Annotated in this window: 12 protein-coding genes; all 12 read right to left on the bottom strand. The window is 43.5% G+C overall.

All coding sequences use genetic code 11. The features are described 5' to 3' along the window. Complete coding sequence (locus tag J2X77_RS15795) at nucleotides 1-1,581, bottom strand: sodium:solute symporter family transporter (protein WP_209578212.1); 1,581 nt, start codon at nucleotides 1,579-1,581, stop codon at nucleotides 1-3. Continuing rightward, the gene (locus tag J2X77_RS15790; RefSeq protein WP_293889410.1) at nucleotides 1,578-2,672 is read right to left on the bottom strand and encodes a Gfo/Idh/MocA family protein; all 1,095 of its coding nucleotides are present in this window, start codon (nucleotides 2,670-2,672) and stop codon (nucleotides 1,578-1,580) included. Before J2X77_RS15790 ends, J2X77_RS15795 begins: the two co-directional genes overlap by 4 nt. A gap of 1 nt (nucleotide 2,673) precedes the next feature. After that, the gene (locus J2X77_RS15785) at nucleotides 2,674-5,184 is read right to left on the bottom strand and encodes an L-rhamnose mutarotase (RefSeq protein ID WP_310081534.1); all 2,511 of its coding nucleotides are present in this window, start codon (nucleotides 5,182-5,184) and stop codon (nucleotides 2,674-2,676) included. A gap of 67 nt (nucleotides 5,185-5,251) precedes the next feature. Beyond that, a complete protein-coding gene (locus tag J2X77_RS15780; protein WP_310081533.1) occupies nucleotides 5,252-7,030 on the bottom strand; it encodes a RagB/SusD family nutrient uptake outer membrane protein in 1,779 nt (592 codons plus the stop codon). 12 nt (nucleotides 7,031-7,042) lie between these two features. After that, a complete protein-coding gene (locus J2X77_RS15775; RefSeq protein WP_310081531.1) occupies nucleotides 7,043-10,159 on the bottom strand; it encodes a TonB-dependent receptor in 3,117 nt (1,038 codons plus the stop codon). Between the two features lie 86 nt (nucleotides 10,160-10,245). Next, the gene (locus J2X77_RS15770) at nucleotides 10,246-12,642 is read right to left on the bottom strand and encodes a glycoside hydrolase family 2 TIM barrel-domain containing protein (RefSeq protein WP_209578207.1); all 2,397 of its coding nucleotides are present in this window, start codon (nucleotides 12,640-12,642) and stop codon (nucleotides 10,246-10,248) included. A 154-nt stretch (nucleotides 12,643-12,796) separates the two neighbouring features. Then, the gene (locus J2X77_RS15765) at nucleotides 12,797-13,912 is read right to left on the bottom strand and encodes a glycosylase (protein ID WP_209578206.1); all 1,116 of its coding nucleotides are present in this window, start codon (nucleotides 13,910-13,912) and stop codon (nucleotides 12,797-12,799) included. A gap of 105 nt (nucleotides 13,913-14,017) precedes the next feature. Further along, nucleotides 14,018-16,756: a family 78 glycoside hydrolase catalytic domain gene (locus J2X77_RS15760; RefSeq protein WP_209578205.1), complete on the bottom strand. Its 2,739-nt coding sequence runs from the start codon at nucleotides 16,754-16,756 to the stop codon at nucleotides 14,018-14,020. A 39-nt stretch (nucleotides 16,757-16,795) separates the two neighbouring features. Further along, entirely contained in the window at nucleotides 16,796-18,259 is a 1,464-nt protein-coding gene (locus tag J2X77_RS15755) for a glycosyl hydrolase family 28 protein (protein WP_310081529.1), read from the bottom strand. Then, nucleotides 18,256-19,137: a sugar phosphate isomerase/epimerase gene (locus tag J2X77_RS15750; protein ID WP_209578203.1), complete on the bottom strand. Its 882-nt coding sequence runs from the start codon at nucleotides 19,135-19,137 to the stop codon at nucleotides 18,256-18,258. The genes J2X77_RS15755 and J2X77_RS15750 overlap by 4 nt, the downstream gene beginning before the upstream one ends. Beyond that, nucleotides 19,134-20,546: an acetylxylan esterase gene (locus J2X77_RS15745; protein ID WP_209578202.1), complete on the bottom strand. Its 1,413-nt coding sequence runs from the start codon at nucleotides 20,544-20,546 to the stop codon at nucleotides 19,134-19,136. Before J2X77_RS15745 ends, J2X77_RS15750 begins: the two co-directional genes overlap by 4 nt. Beyond that, nucleotides 20,527-21,675, bottom strand: coding sequence for an exo-alpha-sialidase (locus tag J2X77_RS15740; RefSeq protein ID WP_209578201.1), 1,149 nt, complete (start codon nucleotides 21,673-21,675; stop codon nucleotides 20,527-20,529). Before J2X77_RS15740 ends, J2X77_RS15745 begins: the two co-directional genes overlap by 20 nt. Nucleotide 21,676 lies beyond the last annotated feature (1 nt).

The raw sequence follows: 21,676 nt of genomic DNA, 5'->3' as shown, positions 1-21,676 counted from the left end.
TCATTTCAACACCGTGTACAACAATAGCATTACGACAAATAAAATTGTCCAAGCGATCTTAACCCGGTTACTTGGCTTGTCCATCTTGATATCGACCATATGCTGATGTGCTAATTCGTAAGCTGATTTTGGAAGGAGCAACGATACACCAATTCCAATAAGCAGCAATAGAACAAACAAACTGAATGAAAGCATCAAGTAATGCGGCCAAAAAGTATAGACATCTTTAGGAAATATCCAAAGATAACATATTCCTGTGCCCAAACTTAGTAGCGCTCCTAAGGTTAAAATGGTATTAATAGCTGCTCGATTAGTCCGTTTCCATAACACAGCCATCAGGAAAGCGACCGCTAAAGGGGGCGCGATAAATCCAAGGATAGATTGGAACACATCAAAAAGATTAAGTCCTTTAATTTGATCGATCGCCAGTGCGACGAAAACCGAAGTTAAACAGCCCACAATCACCGTATATCGGCCTATCTGCGTAATCTGCTGATTGTTTGCTTTTGGTCGAATATACTTGAGGTAAATGTCCATGGTGAACACCGTACTCAAGGAATTAAGCGACGAACCAATGGTGCCCACCAATACAGCAATTAACACCACGATTACCAATCCATTCAGGCCTGTAGGAAACAGGTTAGTCACCATCGTCATATAAGCAAGAGATGGGTCTTTAAGTCCCGGAAATAAAACCGAACAGATGATACCGGTGAGGATAAACAACGGCAAAGAAAGTATCTTGAGCCAAGCGATAAAGTTAATTCCTAGTTGCCCCTGTTCGAGATTCTTGGCTCCCAAAACTGATTGTACCATGGCTTGATCCGTACAGAAAAAAGCGATCGCTGCCACTGGATATCCTAAGGCGATGGCGTACCAGGGGTAATCTGGATCACTCGCAGGTCTGATCAATGACCAATAGCTAGTCGGAGTCTGCTGTGCCAAAGCACTTAACCCTCCGATTTTGGACAATCCCAGAAAAGTTAAAAAGGCCGACACGGCGATCAGCAAGATCATCTGAAAGATATTGATTTTAGCAACTGTCTTTAATCCACCCGTATACGCAAACAGACCAGCTAGGGAGACTAAAACAGTAACCGATTGCCACATTGGAATACCTAAAATCTGCCGCACTAAAAATCCGCCAGCAAATAGTCCCAACGACAACCATGAAATAAGCATTTTTACCAATGAATACCAAGCCAGAATAGTCTGCGTATTTGGACCGAACCGCTTGCCCATAAACTCGGGTAAGGTACGTACTCCAGTAGCAATATAGCGGGGTGCGAACACCACCGCTAACAAAAATAAATAGATAAAAGCATACCAATCAAAATTGACTGCGACGATACCTGTTGTATAACCTACTGTAGCGAATGCGAGCAGCATGGATGGTCCGACGTTAGTCGCCCACATATTGAAGCCAATACTGTACCAGCTTAAGGATTTGCTGGCTAGGAAGTGTTCTGCCCCTTCTACCTTTTTACGGGATGACAAGAGGCCGATTGTCAGTAATGCTAACAAATAGGCTACGACGATGCAATAGTCGTAAATGGTTAACTTGTCTAAGATACTGTTCATCTTCCTAAGCTCAAGTCGACACCATATCTTTCCAGCAGTTCCTTTGGACGGACAGGCTTTCCTGTTGTCAATGATTCATCCATAGCTTGCAATAAAGCTATTGTCCCGATACCTTCTTTCATATCTGGATAGGCTTCCTCTCCAGTACGTATGGCTTTTGCAAAATGCTCTAGGTAATTTTGATACTCACCAGCGTGATGGCTTTTTCCTTCAAAACGGAAATAGTGTTTTAGTTTATGCTCCCAAGTCAACATGCGCTCTTCACCGGTTTTATCTGTGATCGCATAACGAAGGTCCATATAGTCAGCCTGGCTCGCCCCTTCTGTCCCTCTTAGAATACAGCTCATTTCGCTATCTCGTGTGACAGGCTGTACAGGACCCGTATACGCCCCGCTCACACGGGCGACCCGGCCATCTTCGGCTTTAAAAATAAAATGCATCGTATCAACATTTTGAAGCCCACCTTTTTTCCCATTAGCACTCAACATGCCATAGCCCATCACCTCTTCAATATTGGGGAGGTACCAGCGGATGAAATCAACTGGATGGCTCAATCCTCCATAAAGCCATTTGAAAGAAGACTGCAAAGACCAAGGTTTATCCAAAAACCAGCGGTGATCAGCGTGATAATAACCTTCGATCGTAATTAAGTCACCAATAAGTCCAGCGTCAAAATCTTCTCTTTGCTTTTTTACCGGTTCAAAAAAACGGGAACTCTGTCCGACAAAAACACGTTTATTTTTCTGAGTTGCGCGTTCCAATAAAGCGTTGGCATCAGCAAGATTATCGATAAAAGGTTTGGTACAGATGACGTGTTTGTCATGTGCCAATGCTAGCTCGATGTGCTTCGCATGTAGATGATCCGGAGTATATATGGCAATGGCTTCAATATTCTCGTCATCCAGCATGGCCTGATAGTCATTGGTATAAGCATGAAAGTCAAACTCTTTCATCCGCTTGCGTCCAAGCTCTTCATTCAGATCGCAAATCTTGACCAATTCGATGTGAGGGCTTTGCAATGCGGCTGACATCGTACTGCGCCCCTCACCTAATCCTAAAATCCCTAATTTTAACTGCTGTATATTTTCCATTTTACTGTTTATAAAAAATCCATGTTTCATTTTTTCGTGTTCCGGGAATACCTTCCTGATAGGAACTCATGAGCTTGTTCCACTCCACAACTCGTGGATTATCCTTGGTTGTCAACAGATCAATTGTTTTAAAATCCTGTCCTTTTGGAAAAGAAATATATAACATCAGCTGACGCCCATTGCGATAGACGAGCACTTCGTCAAATCCAGCGTTACAGAAACCTGCCGCAACCTCGGGCCATTCTTTAAATTGTGTTTTATGTGCGTTGTAATAGGCCTCCTGTTCTTTCTTATCATCGATCAATTGGGCGGTCAGTAGCACAAAATCGGTATCAATCTCTTTTTTACCAGCACAGCGGCTTCGGTCAAAGTCGTAGAACAGATCGGTAAACAATTTGTATTCAACCTCAGGATAATGAGCAATCCACGCACTCGCTAATTTTTTACCAATCTCATCACTGGTCATCACTAGCGTATAATCGTTCCATCGATATATCTGTTCAGCACCCACTCCTTCTTTTGCCAAAAATCCTTTGATTGCTTGTGTTGTCAATTTCTGTTGCGGATCATAGATCTGGAAAAAAACAGGTTTGGTAAAAGGAATATAGGCGTTGAAAGATGCATTTTTAGGAATTGATCGTTTTTCAGACAACAAATAGGTATAACGCAGACCGATGCCTGCTTCGTCTTTGACCCAGGCATCCGCATCGGGGCCATTTTTTATCCACTCAACACTCTGCCCATTGGCATTTTGCAATATTTTATTAGATGGGAACCAGTTGTTACTCACATTCATATAGGCAGAACCCTCATCGGTATAGAGATAAAACCAATGCTCAGGAATATGCGCATAAGGTGACACATAGATGCTATCGATATAATTTTCCTGAATTTTTGTTCCGGGTTGTGCCGATAAGGTGTAAATACCAGCTACATCATACATGTATTTACCATAACGTGTGATCTTATTTTTTAAAACACGATTATTTCGCATGGCATTGACTGTAGGTGTCCAGCCCCAGCCCAAGCTGATTCCTGTGTACGGAAGATCCAGCAATTCATTGTTCGTAATAGCTACATTGCGGACAAATCCGGCGCCAATCCCCACCGTTCCCCAATCCTCATTTCCAATATCTTGGATTAGATTGTTACTGACGACAACACCATCGGTCAAGATACGCTCGTTGTTGGGCTGAAAAGGCAAATGTGCTTCCATTTGTTCGTCTGAGAACTGACCGAGCAATATTCCGGATCCGCCAATATCCTGAAATAGATTTCCATTTAAACTATCTTTTAAATTGCCGGCCCGATAGTCTATGCCTGTCGCAGCCAAATGAGCAAAACGGCAGGCAGAAATTTTCGTAAACGCGGTATGACTAAGTAGGACCGCAGCTTGCGGCCGACCCAACCAAGCCTGATTTTCCAGCCCAGCTTTATCAACAGTCCCCGGCTTAGCTAATTTATACGCATCCAAAAAATACATACCTGCCTGTAAAGCAACATGACCGTAATAATGAGGTCTTAACCAGGCACTATGCTGAAATTTCAACCCTTCGATATACACATGGCTAACAGGCGTCTCTAATGTACCTTGCATTGTCAGAATTGTCTCCAGGTAAGGAGCAACAACATCTAACTGGTCTAAATTTTCATCAGGCCTTTTGTAATAATATACTTTATGATTTTCTTCATCCAAAAACCATTCTCCCGGCTGATCCAAAAATTCAAGCGCATTCACCAAGCGAAATGCAGAGTTGCCGTGTTCTTTGGATAGCCATGGCTTTGGCCAAGGATGTTCGTTCTGGATTTTCCCTTCCGGTTCATGAAAAAATAGTGTGATACTATCTTTTGTAACAATCGTCTCACGAATACGAAGCTGTGCTATTGCCCACCATTGATGTATAAAAAATTCCATTCCAGCTTTATAGTGAAATTTTTCAGGAAATACGTTAGGAATAATAGCAGCCTGCTTCTTAAAATCCCAATTAATGATCCTTGGTAAATGAGCATCATCATGACTTTCTGCACGGATCGCCTTACGTGAGCCAACCCACAATTGGCGGAAAGAAAGGTATTTGCCACCGACCTGGGGGGCATTTGCCACCATAACATATTTGGCAATAGCAGGATCCAATCGCTTGTCATTTTTTACGGGCTGCCAACCTTCAATAGTAACTCCTCCGGACAATATAGCCTCTCTGCCCACTGATTTTATCCATGTGGGACTTTGGACAGTTCCACTATCTTCAGGTCGGATAAAAATTGTTTGGGAAGGCACATATTGTCCGTCTTGAATCCAGATTGTGATGCCATGATGCATACGCGGATCGTTTAATCGTCGCCATTCCCTAGCCTCACGCAGGGCATCCTCCAAACATGAAAATGGAGCTCCCCGTGTGCCATCCCGTTGTTCCTTCTTGCTTTGTTTACCCACATAGATCTCTCCTCCCTGAGCTGAGAATGCAGCTAGCGAAAAAAATATAAAGACCCATATGAGAATTGTCTGCTTCATCTGTAAATAATTTTAAAATATCATACTACTTCGTTTCACCTTGGCTTATGGCCTCATAACAATGCTATCAATAGCCATTGTTCTGAAGAAATTCGCCGGGGTTGCTAATGGCGTCCATCTGTCCCTGTGGAATTGGCCGAAGGCCGTGTACACCATCCTTAAAATATTGTCCGACATCAGGATTGACCGCCATCAAATAAGACCGGTTCAATTTACCCAAGCGTTTCAGGTCATACCAACGTGTATACTCGCCGCACAGTTCACGAGCACGCTCATCAAGTATAAACTGGGCAGTGATATCTCCAGCAGTAATCTGCTTGGCCCCGACCCGGTCGCGTAGTACATTGATGTAGTTAGCGGCTGTTCCATTTGCACCGTTCAAGTGAAAGGAAGCTTCGGCAGCAATGAGATACACCTCTCCCAGACGCATAACAGTAGTATAAGCGTCGCTGGTAAAATTGTTAGCCTTGGGACTGATTAACGAACCTGAATTAAATTTTACCAAAGATGGATAGAAACTAATAAATGGGTTGTCCACCTGTCCAGGCTGCTGATTTATCCGTGTATATTTCATTTTCACTTTGTGGTCAGCACCGTATAGATCTTCTAGGTCTAGCCAAATATATTTTTTTTGAAATTGTATCTTTTTTTCTTCGGCATAACCAGTCTCTCCCTCACGGGCAACTTTAAGCGCTAGAGCTCCTTTCGGGAGATTAGTTCCGACAGCGACAGTATTTGCATCACGATCGAACTGCACAATAGCATCTCTGCTCCAATTGTAATCAGCATTGGAAAGCCACTGCGTCTGGAAAGAAATCGCATATCTTGGATCTAAGGTATTATCATCATTTTTAAATACATCAAGCAGGTATTTAGTCGGCATAAATGTTCCTCCGGACCACCGCCCAATTTCGGTTTGAAATCCAGCGGACTGTATCGCTCCAAATGTTGTCGGCGTACAATAGAACCGTTTAAAATCATTGTTGTGATCGTATACGTTGGTGGATCCATACTCCTGGGAATAAGGAATCTGGTAAAGTGCTTCGGTGTTTTTCTTATTATTTACCGCATTAAAATTGTCTAGAAAGGAGGCATATAGACGCACATTATAACTCGCTTGATTATCAATCAATTTTTTTGCCGTCTGCAATGCTTCCTCTAGATATTGATTGGTATTATATTCTTTTGTCTGCAAACAAACCTTGGCCAATAGACCCAATGCAGCTTTCTGACTTGGTCGCCCGGCTTCTGTCCGCCCTACAGGCAAGTGCTCTGCCGCAAATCTCAGATCGGGCAGGATACATTTTTCATAAATTTCCAACACAGGTGTACGTATAACGGCAGTATTGGCTGTAGTTGTCTCCGTGAGATTGAGCGGACAAGAACCAAACTGTTCGACCAGATGAAAATAATACAATGCTCTCAGAAAATAAGCTTGGGCAACTTTTTCCAGTTTTTCCTGCTCACTAGAAAAATCTTTGACCTGATCTACCCTACCGATGACGATGTTGCAGTAATTGATGGCATCATAAGCACCATTCCAGTAGTCTTTAGCCATGTCTATGGACATCGAGCCACCGGAAGCATATTTTAAATAATTTTGGTTGTTATTTGAATTGAGATCGGAAGTCCATAAATCTGTTCCTCCTTCGGTAACAAGTAAGAAATTTCTGCCATAGAAATAACGTGGCAGATCAAAATAGCAGCTATTAATCAGTTTATCGAAACCGGCCTTATTTTCAGCAACCTTATCCACGGTGACCCCGGATGGATTATATTCATCAAGACCACAGGAATTTAGAAAAAGGCCAGCACATAACAGTATATTAAAATAGTTGATTTTCATAACATATTGGCATTAAAAAGTAACATTCAATCCGACAACAAACTGCTTGGTCAAAGGAAAATTATCCGAACCGTTGGATTCGGGATCCTGATACTTTAACAAGTTGCTTTTCGTAAAGATGAACGGATTGTTAGCGGTTGCATAAAAACGGAAACGTTCCATGGAAAGCCGCTTAATAAATGATTTCGGCAAACTATAGCCCAAGGTGATATTTCGCACCTTAAAATAGGATCCATCCACGTATTTCAACGCATCAAACCCGATATAGCCACTGGTCGAGGAATGTAATCCTGGCCTTGGCAAATAAGCGCCTGGATTTTCTGGTGTCCAATAATCGATATCGTCGGGGCTATTTCCGACACCGGTTGTTGGATCATAACGTGTGATCAAATTATTGGACAGCATCTGTCCCCATCTTGCTGTTAAAAAGACCGAAAGGTCCCAGTTTTGATACTTGAAGTTATTCTGAAATCCACCGGTCCATTTCGGAACCGCAGATCCCAAAATACGTTTATCTTTCGCTCCATAGGCATGCTTACCATCTTCATTGACCGTACCATCGGTGGATAACTTGATATCACCGGGTTTGGAATTGAATAAGGCTGCCTGCTCCGCTTCACTTTCCTGCCAGATACCGAGGTATTGATAATCAAAAAACGTTCTGATCGGCTGATTTAGAAATAGGTTATTTGAAATCAGGTCTTTTCCCCCCGGTAGTGAGGTCACACGTTCTTTATTCGCCGCAAAAGTCAATGTTGAATTCCAGACAAAACGATCCCCCTGAATATTTTTTGTATTTAATGCGAGTTCAAAGCCCCTATTGTTTGTTGCACCAATATTCTGCCACATCTTGAAAGGGGCACCCCAGGAGCCGCCCAATGAAGCTGGCATATCCCTGAGAAAGAGCAGGTCCTTCGTTTCAGTATTATACCAATCAATGGTCAGGTTGGCTCGTTGGTTCAAAAATTGCGCATCGAGCCCAATATTGGTCGTATACGACTTCTCCCAGCCCAGGTCCCTATTCGCCAGTTGTTGATTCAGAATAAAGGCCGGGCCGAGCGTACTTTCACCAAAACCTACCGGCTTAGGTGCATTATATCCCCCCGCTTGCGTACCGTAAGCTCCTACACCACCAGAATTACCGGTGATACCATAACCAGCGCGTAGCTTTAACTCCGATATTTTGCTTTTCAATGGCGCAAAGAACTGCTCGTCACTCAGGCGCCAGGCAAAAGCTCCTGCTGGAAATACATCCCATTTGTTGCCTTCGGATAATCGAGACACACCATCCCAACGGCTGGAAATGGATAGCAAGTACCGTCCTTGATAGTTATAGTTGATCCGACCTACATAAGACATTGACTGTGAACCAATATAAGAAGAGCGGATTACAGACGTTGTGGCCGCACTCAGGTTGTGGAAAGAATAGGAGTCGAGGTCGAATCCCGATCCGCCCGCATAGGCCTGCTCTGCTTGGTTTTTTGACCATGATGTGACTCCAGTCAGCGCAAAATGATGATCTTCACGTAGGTTAAATTCATAATTCAGTATATTTTCCCAACGGTAGTTGTAATTTCTGTCATTGATGATAACGGCTGCAGGCAATTTGAAGCCAGCCTCCGGATTTGCAATTGACTGCGAGCCAAAATATCTTCCCGTCCGTTGAGAGCCAATCGTCGCACCAAAAATTGAACGGAAGGAAAATCCTTTGACCGGCGTAAAATCAAGATAGGCATTGCCCGCAAAATAATTATTCAGGATATTATTTTTATACTGATCCTTGATCTGATCGGATAAAGGGTTGGTGACTCCGTCCACTGGAATATGATTGATATTACCATCAGCATCAAAAGCATCCCCGAGGGGCAAAAAGGTGAGGCTGTTGCCGAATACATTTTGTGCAGCCTGGTTATTATCCTTATACGTATACTGTAAATTCGTACCTACTTTAAACAGGTCAGAGAGTTTATGATCTATATTTGCTCTTACTGCGTACTTTTTACTATTATCATTTTTGATAAGGCCTTCTTCATCGTTATAGTTGAGGGACAAAAAAGCTTTTGTTTTTTCATTCCCCCCGTTCACTGAAAAGCTATAGTTCTGCTGGATTCCGTCTTTTAAGACCAGGTCCACCCAGTCTACCCATTTGCCATTTTCATAAGCCTCCAGCTGTGCAGGATTTTTAAAAATATTATTGGCAAATTCCGGATAGTTACCATGCTCACCCCGATAGGCTTCCCTTTTCAGTTTCATATAATCGTCTCCCAACAATCCATGGGGATATTTGGGGAATCCATTATAACCAAAATAGGAATCAAAATTTACGATCGCTTTACCGGATTTACCCTGTTTTGTTGTAATGATAATTACACCATTTGACCCTGCAGAACCATAGATTGCCGTCGATGAGGCATCTTTCAGAATGTCTATGGATTCGATATCACTGGGATTTAAACTCGTAAAATCCCCTGGAATACCATCTATAATATAGAGCGGATTATTATCACCACTGAAAGACCTGTTGCCCCTTAAGCTCGCACCGACATTGGCACCAGCACGTCCGGATGATTTGGTGATATCCAGACCGGAGACTTTTCCCTGAAGGGCATCCATCACATTGGCTGTTGGCGTCATCATAATCTCTTCGGATTTAACGGAAGCTACGGCGCCGGTTAGATCCCGACGTTTGGCCGTTCCATAACCGATGACCACGACTTCTTCTAGTGCTTGATCATCTTTTCTTAATACAACATTGGCACTATTCCCAACTCTTACTGTTAATAAACTTTCCGAATAGCCCACGGAAGTGATTTTGATGGTGCCACTATCCCCTGTTATTTTAAGTGTAAATTCTCCCCTCGCATTGGAAGAGGTAGACTGCGTCGAGTTGACCAAGGCTATAGTAGCACCAACAATAGGATTTCCCTGCTCATCTGTAACTCTACCCTTAATTTCATTTCCTTGATTTACCGTGACTTTATGAAGCGTATTGGCATGTAACGCAGCATTGGAAATCGATGGACTTCCGAGTATGAAACAGCTGCAAAAGAGCATCAATATCGGATACTTTGAACTAGCAGCAGCAGCTCCTAAGGTCATTTTTCCGATATTAATCTTGTTTTTATTCATAATTGAGTTATTAGATTTAATTTGTTTAAATGGTTATTATTTTATGTTTGTTTAGCTGTCTATCCTTTAAGAGTATCTAGCTATACTTAGATTGTAATTTGTTGATCCCCCAAAACCGAACGGATAATTATGGTGCAAGGCGTATCCGCTATTTTTTGAATAATTCCTAATGCTTTTCCTTTAAATGTTTTTCTGTTGGGACGATGCAGCCCTCTTAGATCGGCTTGAAACCCATTGTCAGTCCCGAGTACTTTTGCATCTCCCTTTACAATGAACTCAATTTCTTGATCATTGTGCAACACGGACTGTCCTGCTTGGTCCACCAATTCCGCAGTCACAAAATAAAGGTCTCGGGATTCCCCTGTGGCATATTTTTCATGTTCTAAGGAGACTTTTACCCGCTTAGCTTCTCCCGCTGTACGCATACTTGCTTCCTGAACAATCTTACCATCTCGCTTTTTAACAACTTTCAGTTCCCCCTTTTCAAAAGGCACCTTCCAGCTGGCGTGCAGACGATCTGCTGTTTTGGCTGAAGTTCCCAGACTTTTGCCGTTCAGGAACAACTCGACATCGTCAGCTTTATTATAATAAGCCCATACGTCCACAGTATCACCTGTTTTCCAGTTCCAATGCGGTAAAAGATGAAGGACATCCTGGTTTGTCCATTCAGACTGATACATGTAGTACACATCTTTGGGAATACCGGCAAGATCGACAATACCATAATAAGAGCTCCTTGCAGGATAAGGGTAAGGAACAGGTTCGCCAAGATAATCAAAACCGGTCCAGACAAATGTTCCAGCCAAAAAAGGACGATTCTTGACCGCTAGCCAAGCTTTCTCATGGCTTGTACCCCAATAGGCAGCAACATTATCATAGGCCGAAACTGTAAAATCGGGATTACCGTTAACGACATATTTGTCCTTTGATGATGCTGGCCAGAACTGAATCGTATCTTGCAATTTGTCATACACCCCTCTAGTTTGTAAGGCAGAAACAGTTTCTGATGCCAACAGCGGTATATTTTTGAATTCTACAGGTAATTTATCATAATCTTCATGTTTGTAATTGAAGCCCAGTACATCCAAAGCCTCTGCCTGTGCGATAAAGTTCTTGACATAATTATTTTCGGTCAAGGCAGCAGTAACGGGGCGTGTGGGATCCAAGGATTTTACTAATTTCGCCATCTCTTGCGTTAAGGCAATACCCGTGGAATCAAATTGTTCTCGGATTTCATTTCCGATGCTCCATAGGATAACCGAAGCATGATTACGATCTCGACGCACCCATGCTTCAATATCCTTGAGATGTTCCGTAGGAAAGTCAATGTGGTAGTCGAACTTGTTTTTTCGCTTTTTCCACATGTCAAATGCTTCATTATAAACCAAAATTCCCATTTCGTCGCAGAGATCGAGTAACTCTTCTGCGGGTGGATTGTGTGCGGTTCGAATGGCATTTGTACCCATTTCTTTCATCATGACAAGCTGTCTTTTCGCAGCAGACTTATTAAAAGCGGCTCCTAAAGCACCCAAATCATGATGCATACATACTCCTAAAATTTTCAAGGCCTCGCCGTTTAAGTAGAAGCCAGTTTTCGCATCAAAGCGAATTGTCCGGAATCCGATTCTCTTTTCAATTTGATCTTCGACTGTATTATTTTTAGTTAAAAGAGTGAGTTGCACACGATATAAATTTGGCGACGCTAGGCTCCACAATTGTGGCTTTTCCACTTGAAGCGATGCATCAATATATCCATCTTTCTCAACCCCTGTTTTTTTCAATAGTAAATTGCCTTTGGGATCCCATACTGTAATTTGATATTTATTCCCTGCAACTCCATTAGATCGCGCCGACTTATTCAATTTAGAAAGTACTTTCAACTCCCCCAATTCACCATGTGTCTCGGGCGTAGTGATAAAAGTCTCTTGTTCATCGAGCTGTACTGCACCCGTCTTGATTAGATAAACATCGCGGTAGATTCCGGAACCTGAATACCACCTGGAGTTTGGCTGTTTGCTATTGTCCACACGGACAGCAATCCGATTGGACTGATTTCCAAACTTAAGGTGCGGCGTAAGATCCAGTGTAAAGGAAAGGTAACCATTGGGCTTTTTTCCCAAATAAACCCCATTGATCCAAATTTCCGCGTAGCGATATATTCCACCAAAGTAGAGTTGTATGCTTTTACCCTGATCTGCTGCCGGCAACTTAAACTCCTTACTATACCAGCCAATTCCGCCAGGCAATGCTCCCCCTGCATTACCTGCTGGGTAACTAGCATCAAAATCAGCTTTGATACTCCAATCATGAGGCAATTCAACCGATTCCCAAGCTTGGGTATCTCCGTCGTTCAAGCGATAGCCCAGCTGATCCTGCAACGTAAAATTCCAATTGTCATTAAAGCTGATTTTTGAACGTCCTTGTCCGTATACAAGCTGAAGTTGAAATAAAAAGAGAATAGAAATAAAATAATATAAATTCATAAGTAAATGGTTATTTATAAGCACTGCTTTCATTGCAGTCAATGATGGCTTCGTGCTTGCGTCTTTATTCGTTAGTCTATATTGAGGTATTTAAACTTCCTTCGGGTTTATCCATTAGGAATAGTTTTTTGAAAAGTGACCTAGGCCTGAGGGGCTATTCTTGCTCATGGCTTAAGTCTTTAAAACGCACCGTACTTCTACCTAAATCTTTCGAAGTTGCCAAGGCGATACCGCGGTTACCTTTGCCGTCCACTGCACAATAAAAATGATAAACAACACCCTCCGCTTTCAATACAAATGATTTGTGCGCATATTGCTGATCAAAACTTTCACTTGATTCAATCAGATTTGCACCATCCCAATCTGTCCAGTGGATTAGATCCTTGGATGCCGCAAATCGATTGAATGCCCCTTTACGGTCTTTCCAGAAAGCGCCAAAATAAAACATGACCCAAGTATTTTGGATCCGCTGAATCATAGGGTCTCCCGTAATTCCTACCGGATGGTGAACCACAGGGTTCGGCTGGAACCTCTTCCAGTTTTCCATATCATCTGACACAGCCATACCAATACGTTCATACCATCGCGTTGCTTTATTATTGGGTAATGAATCGCCTACGGCATTGTAATACATGACGAAGCGATGGCCCGTCTGTTTATCAGGATCTTCAATCACATAGCTTTTGAATAGCTTATGCCGATTTTCCCACCAGGAAACATCCGGATCCGTACTGGTCAACACGGGCTTAGACAACCGTTGCCATTCCACAGGTTGTGTTGCTTTTTTAGTTGTATAAGCCATTCCAATCGCCAGCGGCTCAGGTTCGTAACCAGCTGTGGAACCACCGAAATAGGACATCCAGTATTTTCCAGCGTAGCTGTTGAGCTTATACTTCCCGCCCCATTTTGTATCCACCAAGGCATTATATCCTGCTCGCTGCTTAGCATCCCAGCTGCCATCTGGTGCCACGGAGAGTTGTTTCCCCAAGGTCTTCCAGTTCAAAAGATCCGAGCTCTGCGCCAGCCAGGTCTCATAACCACTTCCATCAAACACAATATACGTCATATACCAATATTTCCCCTCCTTATAAATGGTCGGACAATCCATCAATTCGCCTTTATGCGCAGGTACTAAAACAAGTCCATACTTATAGGGGGTCTTTACTTCTTCATAAATTTTTGTCATTTCCGCACTGGAAACTGCCGGAGTCTGAGCCTTTAATTTAGGACCGGCCAAAGCAATGGATAGCAATAGCATTAATCTTTTCATCTGTCTACTCTTTTTCTTCGTTAGTACAATCTGAACTATTTACGTTGTTGTCTAATGGTATTTCAATGGGTTTATAATTGGCTAAAATAATCACGATATCAGCTTTCACTGAGTAATTGTATATTTTCCTGAGCCGAATTTGAATTCAACATGGTCTTCTTTTACATTGACAGTTTGGGCCTCCATGGCTCTTCCATTGACCTGATAAGTTCCCTTTGGCAAAACCAATGTACATTGGCTATTGACAGGTATCTCTACTTGATAATTTCCTTTAGATTGTTCTCGGTTAAAATAAATTTTTCCATATGGACTTCTAAAATTTATCTCACAGTCTTTCAGTGCATCCAGCATTTTGGGCTCGATTCGAAAGTGTTTAAATGCGGTCGATCCTGCATCTTGCTGTATTCCGCCCAAACCGGTATGAAACCACTCCATCAGGTGGCCAAGCATAAAATGATTATTGGAGACGTTTGGAAGACCCGCCCAAGACTCGGTCAGTGCCGTGGCACCTTTTCGCAGCTGATAACCATATCCGGGCCGGTCATCACGATGGTGCATGGCATAAATCAGATCATCACGGTTGTTGGAGTGTAACACCTGTAGCAGGTAACGATGACCGATATCTCCCGCCGTCAACGCCGTATCATTTTGGCAAACCGTTGTTGTTAGTTTTTCAAAAACTGCCTGTTGGGCCTCCTGAGGTACCAGTCCAACATACAGTGGCATGGCCAGCGCTGTCTGACTACCGGAGCCATAGCTATGTTCCTGAGGTCGATAAAATTGTTGATTGAAGGCACTGAAAACGGCCTGCTGTAACGTCTCAAATTTTTCGGCATCTTCTTTTTGTCCAAGTAGCATAGCGATGTCTACCATGAGTTTCAAGTCATAGTAATAGATTGCCGTAGCCGTAATCCCGGGAGTAGTCAGCTGGGAAACACCGGGACGCTCCGGTCCCAAATCATACCAGTCACCCAAACCCTGTGTTAAAATATGTCCCTTCGCTTTTGTGCCCAAATAATCGATATAACGGGTCATCATGGCATAATTATCGGCAAGAAAAGACTTGTTTCCATACCAGCGATAGGCATACCAGCCCAAGATAATCGAGCTGCTTCCCCACTCGGGTGAGTCCCTAAACATATCACCGCCCCAGTCAAACTGTACATATTCGGGCGCTATTTCAGGAACTAGACCATCCTTTGTCTGAGATTGCCGCATGTCCCGCAGCGACTTGGCAAACAGGCGTTCAGCATCAAAGTTAAATTGTACCGACGGCCCCATTAAATGTAACTGCTCCAGCCAGCCCAATTTTTCGCGGTGTGGACAATCGGTAAAGACACTGAGCATATTACTCTTAATAGCCCAATTGATCAATCCATGGATCTGATTAAATAGCGTATCGGAGCTTTGAAAGCTTCCTACCTGCGCTGTACTATTCCGGATATGGGCCAACTGTATCGCATCCATCCGAACCGCTTTGCTACCGGCAGGATGTAACTGAACTTCAGCATAGCGAAATCCATAATACGTAAAACGTGGCTGCCAGGATACCGTCCCATCTTTTGCAAAAATATATTGGTAATAATAGGGGCTTCCCGAATGCTTTTGACTAGGGCGTCCATCCGTAGTCAGCAATTCGGCCGGATACACCCGTACGGTATCTCCCGCTTGTCCGGTCATTTGCATAGTGACAATGCCCGACGCATTCTGTCCAAAATCATAGGTGATCCGTTTCCCCCCATCAGCCTGCTGTAATTCAACGGGCGCGAAGCGCTGCATAATTTTTACCGGATCAATATCCTGAGCCCGTAGATGTGGCCCATCCGTTATGCGCGCTTGCTGCCAGTTCCTGTCATCGTAAACAGGGGCTGACCAATGATCAGGTAAAATCCGTGCATCGTAATCCTCGCCCCCATACATGCTGGAAAAAGTAATGGGTGACCGGTGTGTTTTCCAGCCTGCATCACTAACGATGATTTCTTGCCTCCCGTCCGTATAGGTATTGACGATCTTAAGTTTGAGCTTTGGCAGACCAAAAGCAACTTTATGTTTTTGAAATCGGCCTTTAATTGGTGGAATATAATAAAACCCATTTCCTAATAGGGCAGCAATTGTATTCTTTCCCTGTTGCCAGGCTTGGGTAAGATCATAAACCACATAATAGGCTTCTTTGTCATATTTTGTCCAACCCGGCTGTAGCACTGCATCATCTACCCGCTTGCCATTCAATAGCAACTCGTAATGTCCCAGGCCTGCCACATAAGCAATCGAAGAACTGATCTTCTTTTTCACCTGAACTGATTTCCGGAAAACCGGAAGGTCATAACTTTTATCCAGGCGGAGCTTGCTGGAGCTTAGTGGCAGTGGATTGACCAATGAATCCGGTAATATATCTTTTGCAATCCACTTTGCATTGCCCCAATCTTGGGCTTGCAATAACCCTGTGTGGAACCGTTGCACCGCACTTGTGGCTATCTCCTTTTTATTATCACGAACGTGTATTCTGATGTAATAACTTGTACCTGTAGCTAAAGGATTTCCCTGGTATAACAAATTTAGGGATTGCTCTGTCGCTACCCATTGGGAATCCCAAAGCAAATCCTGCTTCGCAAAACGAGTGCTTTTACTGACCTCGATACGATAAGCCTGTTGTTGCACATCAAATTTATCGCTGTGCAATTGCCAGCTAAATGAAGGCTTTACTGTATTTATACCCAATGGGTTTTCGCGTCCTTCTATCAGAACACGCGTTACTGATAACTTAGCCATACCAACTAGGGGCATAGCTAGCAATAACAGGAAAATGCTTCCTAAAACGACTCCCTGTTTTACAATATTCTTCATTCTTTTTCTTTTTTCCCCTACTGTATTCATAACCAACTATTAGGGCGATTCCGTGATGACACGTACGCGATCTTGTATCAGCCCCAAAACATTGGTTGTTGAGATACTGGTATCTTTACACACAAAAACACTATTTTTAATCTTGATATTTTTAGCATCTTTAATCGACAGATATCGGTCTCCACGTCCAAAAACACGATCAATAGATACGTTTTCCAAAACAGACTCAGGAATACCTTCGATCTTAATACAATTTTTAGCCGCATCAATATATATATCCTTTATTTGGATATCCGAGAAACGTGGTGTCAGAGCGTTCTTTTGAACTTCGAAATCACGGCTAGCCTGATTGCCCACATGTTGGGCTTGTCCCAGCATATCCCAGCGTAAAGCTGATTCCACATTCTGCATCCGGATACGCTCAAAGTGAATATCAGATCCGCCACCACCGCGCGGCCTTCTGGTCTTAAAACGGATGCCAACATTGGTTTTTCCAAACAAACAATCATGGACATACACCTGCTTGGCCATACCCGCCGTCTCGCTACCGATTGTAAATCCACCATGACCTTTTTCGGAAAAACAATAGCGGACAACTATATTTTCCGAAGGTCTATTTACCCGTAGTCCGTCGAACCCACGTCCTGCTTTCACGGCAATACAATCGTCTCCAGTATTTAGGGTGCAGTACTCCACAAGCACGCGGTTGCATGATTCAATATCGATCCCATCCCCACGTGGTATACCCATAGAATGGATGCGAACTCCACGGATTACGACATCCTCACAATAAGTGGGCACGATATTCCAAAAAGCAGTACGCTCGAGCGATACACCTTCAATCCAGACACTTTTGCAGTTAATAGGCGCAATGAGTGCCGGTGGGAAGATGAAATCTGCGGTCTTTCCATCGTAGATCCGCTGCTCAACAGGCGTATTACTATCGACAATATTTTCAATGACGTCATGCGTCATGGTTTTATTCCGGACGCTGCCTTCACCGGGGCCAATAATTCTACCTGATCCCGTGATGGCAATGTTTTCTGCCCCATTGGCATAAATACAAGCCCCCAAGCTATATAATTCTACTCCTTCGTTCCGTGTAAACACCACAGGCAGAAAATCATTGATTTCATGCTTAAATTCCAAAACGGAACCTTCATCCAATTTTAGATTAATATAGGACTTTAGCGTAATCCGTCCTGTATAGTGATGTCCTTTCAGTACTAACGTACCTCCCCCCTGTGCCGCAAGCTGATCGAGCTTAGCCTGTATATTTTCAGCAGGCCCTGCAGTATCATGTCGCATCGGAAATGTCGGCCGCTGGACCTTCCATGCCGTAAAAGGGGATTGTACCTTCTCTGGCTCAAGAGGCATCTCTCCCGCTCCTATCTGATCGGCACGTAACAGGGTCTTATCCAGTTGCTTTTTAACCGAAAGACTTCGACATCCCTGCATGCCCATTACTACCACTACAAGCGATATTATCCAGTTTAATTTCATTGAAACACCTGTTTTACGTAACGTGTATTTGCACCAAAATTTTCTTTGACGGCACGTGGTGATAGATTAGCGTCACGGGATCGCTCGATCACGAGCCAACCGCGCCAGCCCATACGGTCCAAGGTTCGTTTTACCAAAGGCATATGCAGTCGTTTGTTATTTTCGAGCCATACACCATCTTCATCCGTACAATGAATCTGACAGATCCGCTTCTTTCCTAAAATAGTCAGCTCCTGAATCAGATCACGCCCTTCTTTCAACGGATTGGAAAAATTAAAATAGATCTGGATATGTTTGGACCCAATTTCCTTTAAAAGATCAACCTCAGCTTTTGCATCCAATGCTGTTTCAATCCCGATGATCACACCGGCTTTTTTTGCCATCTCACCTACTATACGAAGACGCTCCACAATAGCAGGTCGCAGTTCGGGATATTTAACCAAGTCGCACGTCACGCCCAAAGGCAAGAAAGCGACTTTAACCCCCATATTCTGGCAAGCTTCCAAACAATCCCCTACCATCTGCTGATAAGTCGGCCGCGTAGCAAAAGACTGTGCATAAAAGCCGGTCATGGCCAACGAACAGATCGTTATTCCGGTTTCCTTTGCTTTGTCAAGAAAAGCCTTCCGTTGTGCTGGATCGCCCAACTTACTGTCAAAAGTAATTCGGTTGCCCAATCCGCCCATATCTACCTCCAACCCGTCTGCTCCTATTTCTTTTGCCAGGTCAAATGCACTTAGCTTCTGCCGCTTTAAGATCATCAGATCGATTACAGCGACATTGTAACGTCGCTTAGGTGCAGCAAAGGCAGCAGAAGGCAGGGCTGCTATGGCAATTAAAGCCAAGGTATCGCGTATAAATTTTTTTCGGTTCATCATAGTTCAATCTGATATGATTTTAACAATGCTTTCAACTGTCCCATCCCACGAATCGCGTTCTTTGGTAAGTTTTCCTCCTTCTTTCCAAAACTGTATAATAACTCCTCCGGCTCAATCTGAATACCGGTTTCCACGATGATATCGGCAGCTTTAGCTTGATCTAAATGAAAATGGTCGAGCAGGAATTTGTAGAGTGCCTGCCTTTTGTTATAGCCAAAATCATGACCTTCATCCGGAAAATGTGCATGTTGCACCTGATTTTGCTGGCCATAATAACCATAGATATGCTGCAGATATGGAAAATCGTTAGTAGCGGTCTCCTTCGTCCAATCCTGTCCATCGGAGATGATCAGTTGTGGTTTGGGCGCTGTCATCGCAGCCAGTTCAACATTATTGGTCCCGCCACAGACAAAATGTACGGGGATTCCACTTTCACAGGGACATCCACCAAAGAAATAAGAAGACATTGCCACGACAGGAGCGACCAACGTGAAGCGATCGTCTAAAGCAGCCATTAAAATACTGTGGCTACCCCCACCCGATCCGCCACTGATTCCTATTCGGCTTCGATCGACATTAGGCAAGCTCATTACATATTCCATAATTCGTGCTGCTCCCCAGGTCTGCATCAACATGGCTTCGCTGCTGCGATGATCTGTCGAAGCAAACTGCAATAGGGATTCTCCCCAGGCAAATAAGTCATAGCTTACTGTCATACATCCTAGTCGAGCTAAGGTGATAAATCTCTTTTGCGCATCCGAACGATACCGCTGATTTGGCCAATGGCCATCAGGAGATAACATCACAGGGATATTTTTCTTTTGCTTGAGCGGCGAATAGATACTGCCATTGATATATACTCCCGGGATAATTTCTAAGGCAAAATTCTGAACTTGGTAATCCGCATAGCGACGTGCCTTGCCCAAACGGATCGGTTGATTCGGTATACTTTTCAGCTTATCCCAGTACATCGCTTTTCTCACCGCAACACGCAATTGATCTTTTCTCTTCTCCCAACTTGCCTGATCCGTATATTTTTTGGACAATAGGTTCAGAAAATCCCACCCTTCCTGTGGTTTCCAGCGGTAATACTCGTATAATTTTAATTTATAAGTATTAGGTTTTGCTTCCTCCTGCAGTTTAAAACCCAAGGGATACAGCAAATTGACTTCTGTGCCTACAAGATCTGCCCTAAACTTCCAGGGTGCGTAGTCCACCATAATGTCTTTGACATTACGTGGATCATATTTGATCTTGACCTGATACCGTTCTTGCATCAAGGCAAGCACTTTTTCCAGGGGTTGCTTAAATTTATGCTCATAATTGAGTAAGCTGTCCTGCCCCTTGACAACAAGCGAAACCACAAACAGACATGCGGTGAAAACAAGCTTAATCTTCTTCTTTGACATATGCATTAGGGTCTGGTTTTTTATATCCTTTTTTTGTTGGCCAGATGCCATCCTCAATCGGGATTAATTTCACTTTCTTCGGATCTACGACGACATGTTTCATTTTCTTTCTACGCCAGGTATAGCCAAAATGCAATAGCCCATCTTTGGTTTGAATCACTGCGGGATAAGAATACTGACTGATTGGCGAATCCTCAAGTATAAGTGCGGCCTGCCACTGCTTGCCATCTTTGGAAAAAGCAACATTCAATGGTGTACGTGCCCCTTTGGCTAAGTTACCTTCCGGAAGCACGTGGTTATACACCAACACATGCCGTCCGTCTTTTAGCGTTACGGCATCCGTACCCGAATTATTATTTGGGAGCGCCGTTTTTTCCAGTGGGGTCCAATGTTCGCCCCAGTCCTTAGACCAAGATGTTACGACCGCACGGTTGCGTGTGCGCGCCAATATTTGCAACCGACCATTTCCGTGGTCAAGTATGCTCGGTTGTATGGCATCCAAATTATCTGCACCACGGGCGATAGGGCCTATTTTACGCCAGGTCTTACCAAAATCCGAACTCGCCTCAAAATGTACATTCCAGCCATTTCCTTCTGTACTGGAAGGACTCAGCAAGGTGCCATTTTGCAAAAGAACAGGCTTATTTTTCACCGGTCCAATAAAGCCCTCGGGCAACTTCTCGGCAGCAGACCAAGTCTTACCGCCATCTTTGGAACGTTTGAGCATCCCCCACCATTCCGATGGCTTGGGTCCAATTTTGTAAAATAACAAAAGATCTCCGTTGGGTATTTGATATAAGACCGGGTTCCAGGTCGGCAAGCGCTTGCCATCTGGCTGTACACCATCCGCTGCCGACACTGGCGCTAACCAGTTACCGTTTTCAAGTCTACTCACATAGATTTCCACATCGGGATGACGTTCTTTCGTTCCACCAAAAAAGGCATATACCAGGCCTTGATCCGTCTCTGCCATCGTAGCGGAATGGCAGGACGGAAAAGATTCTGTATCATAAATAAACTCATCTTTTATTACGCCTTTTTGCCATTCTTTTAATGTCGGATTTTGTCCGTAAGAACACAAGGAATATAAAAACAATAGGGCTGTTGCTAATTTAATTTTTATCTTCATA

The organism is Sphingobacterium sp. 2149 (assembly GCF_031455655.1).
In the GTDB taxonomy this organism is placed as follows: Bacteria; Bacteroidota; Bacteroidia; order Sphingobacteriales; family Sphingobacteriaceae; genus Sphingobacterium.
This window is presented reverse-complemented; position numbering and strand designations above follow the sequence as displayed.

Excerpts from the sequence above, each read along its gene's own strand:
- J2X77_RS15795 (WP_209578212.1), bottom strand. The coding sequence starts at position 1,581 with ATGAACAGTATCTTAGACAAGTTAACCATTTACGACTATTGCATCGTC.
- J2X77_RS15775 (WP_310081531.1), bottom strand. The coding sequence starts at position 10,159 with ATGAATAAAAACAAGATTAATATCGGAAAAATGACCTTAGGAGCTGCT.
- J2X77_RS15750 (WP_209578203.1), bottom strand. The coding sequence starts at position 19,137 with ATGATGAACCGAAAAAAATTTATACGCGATACCTTGGCTTTAATTGCC.
- J2X77_RS15770 (WP_209578207.1), bottom strand. The coding sequence starts at position 12,642 with ATGAATTTATATTATTTTATTTCTATTCTCTTTTTATTTCAACTTCAG.
- J2X77_RS15745 (WP_209578202.1), bottom strand. The coding sequence starts at position 20,546 with ATGTCAAAGAAGAAGATTAAGCTTGTTTTCACCGCATGTCTGTTTGTG.
- J2X77_RS15765 (WP_209578206.1), bottom strand. The coding sequence starts at position 13,912 with ATGAAAAGATTAATGCTATTGCTATCCATTGCTTTGGCCGGTCCTAAA.
- J2X77_RS15760 (WP_209578205.1), bottom strand. The coding sequence starts at position 16,756 with ATGAAGAATATTGTAAAACAGGGAGTCGTTTTAGGAAGCATTTTCCTG.
- J2X77_RS15780 (WP_310081533.1), bottom strand. The coding sequence starts at position 7,030 with ATGAAAATCAACTATTTTAATATACTGTTATGTGCTGGCCTTTTTCTA.
- J2X77_RS15740 (WP_209578201.1), bottom strand. The coding sequence starts at position 21,675 with ATGAAGATAAAAATTAAATTAGCAACAGCCCTATTGTTTTTATATTCC.
- J2X77_RS15785 (WP_310081534.1), bottom strand. The coding sequence starts at position 5,184 with ATGAAGCAGACAATTCTCATATGGGTCTTTATATTTTTTTCGCTAGCT.
- J2X77_RS15755 (WP_310081529.1), bottom strand. The coding sequence starts at position 18,259 with ATGAAATTAAACTGGATAATATCGCTTGTAGTGGTAGTAATGGGCATG.
- J2X77_RS15790 (WP_293889410.1), bottom strand. The coding sequence starts at position 2,672 with ATGGAAAATATACAGCAGTTAAAATTAGGGATTTTAGGATTAGGTGAG.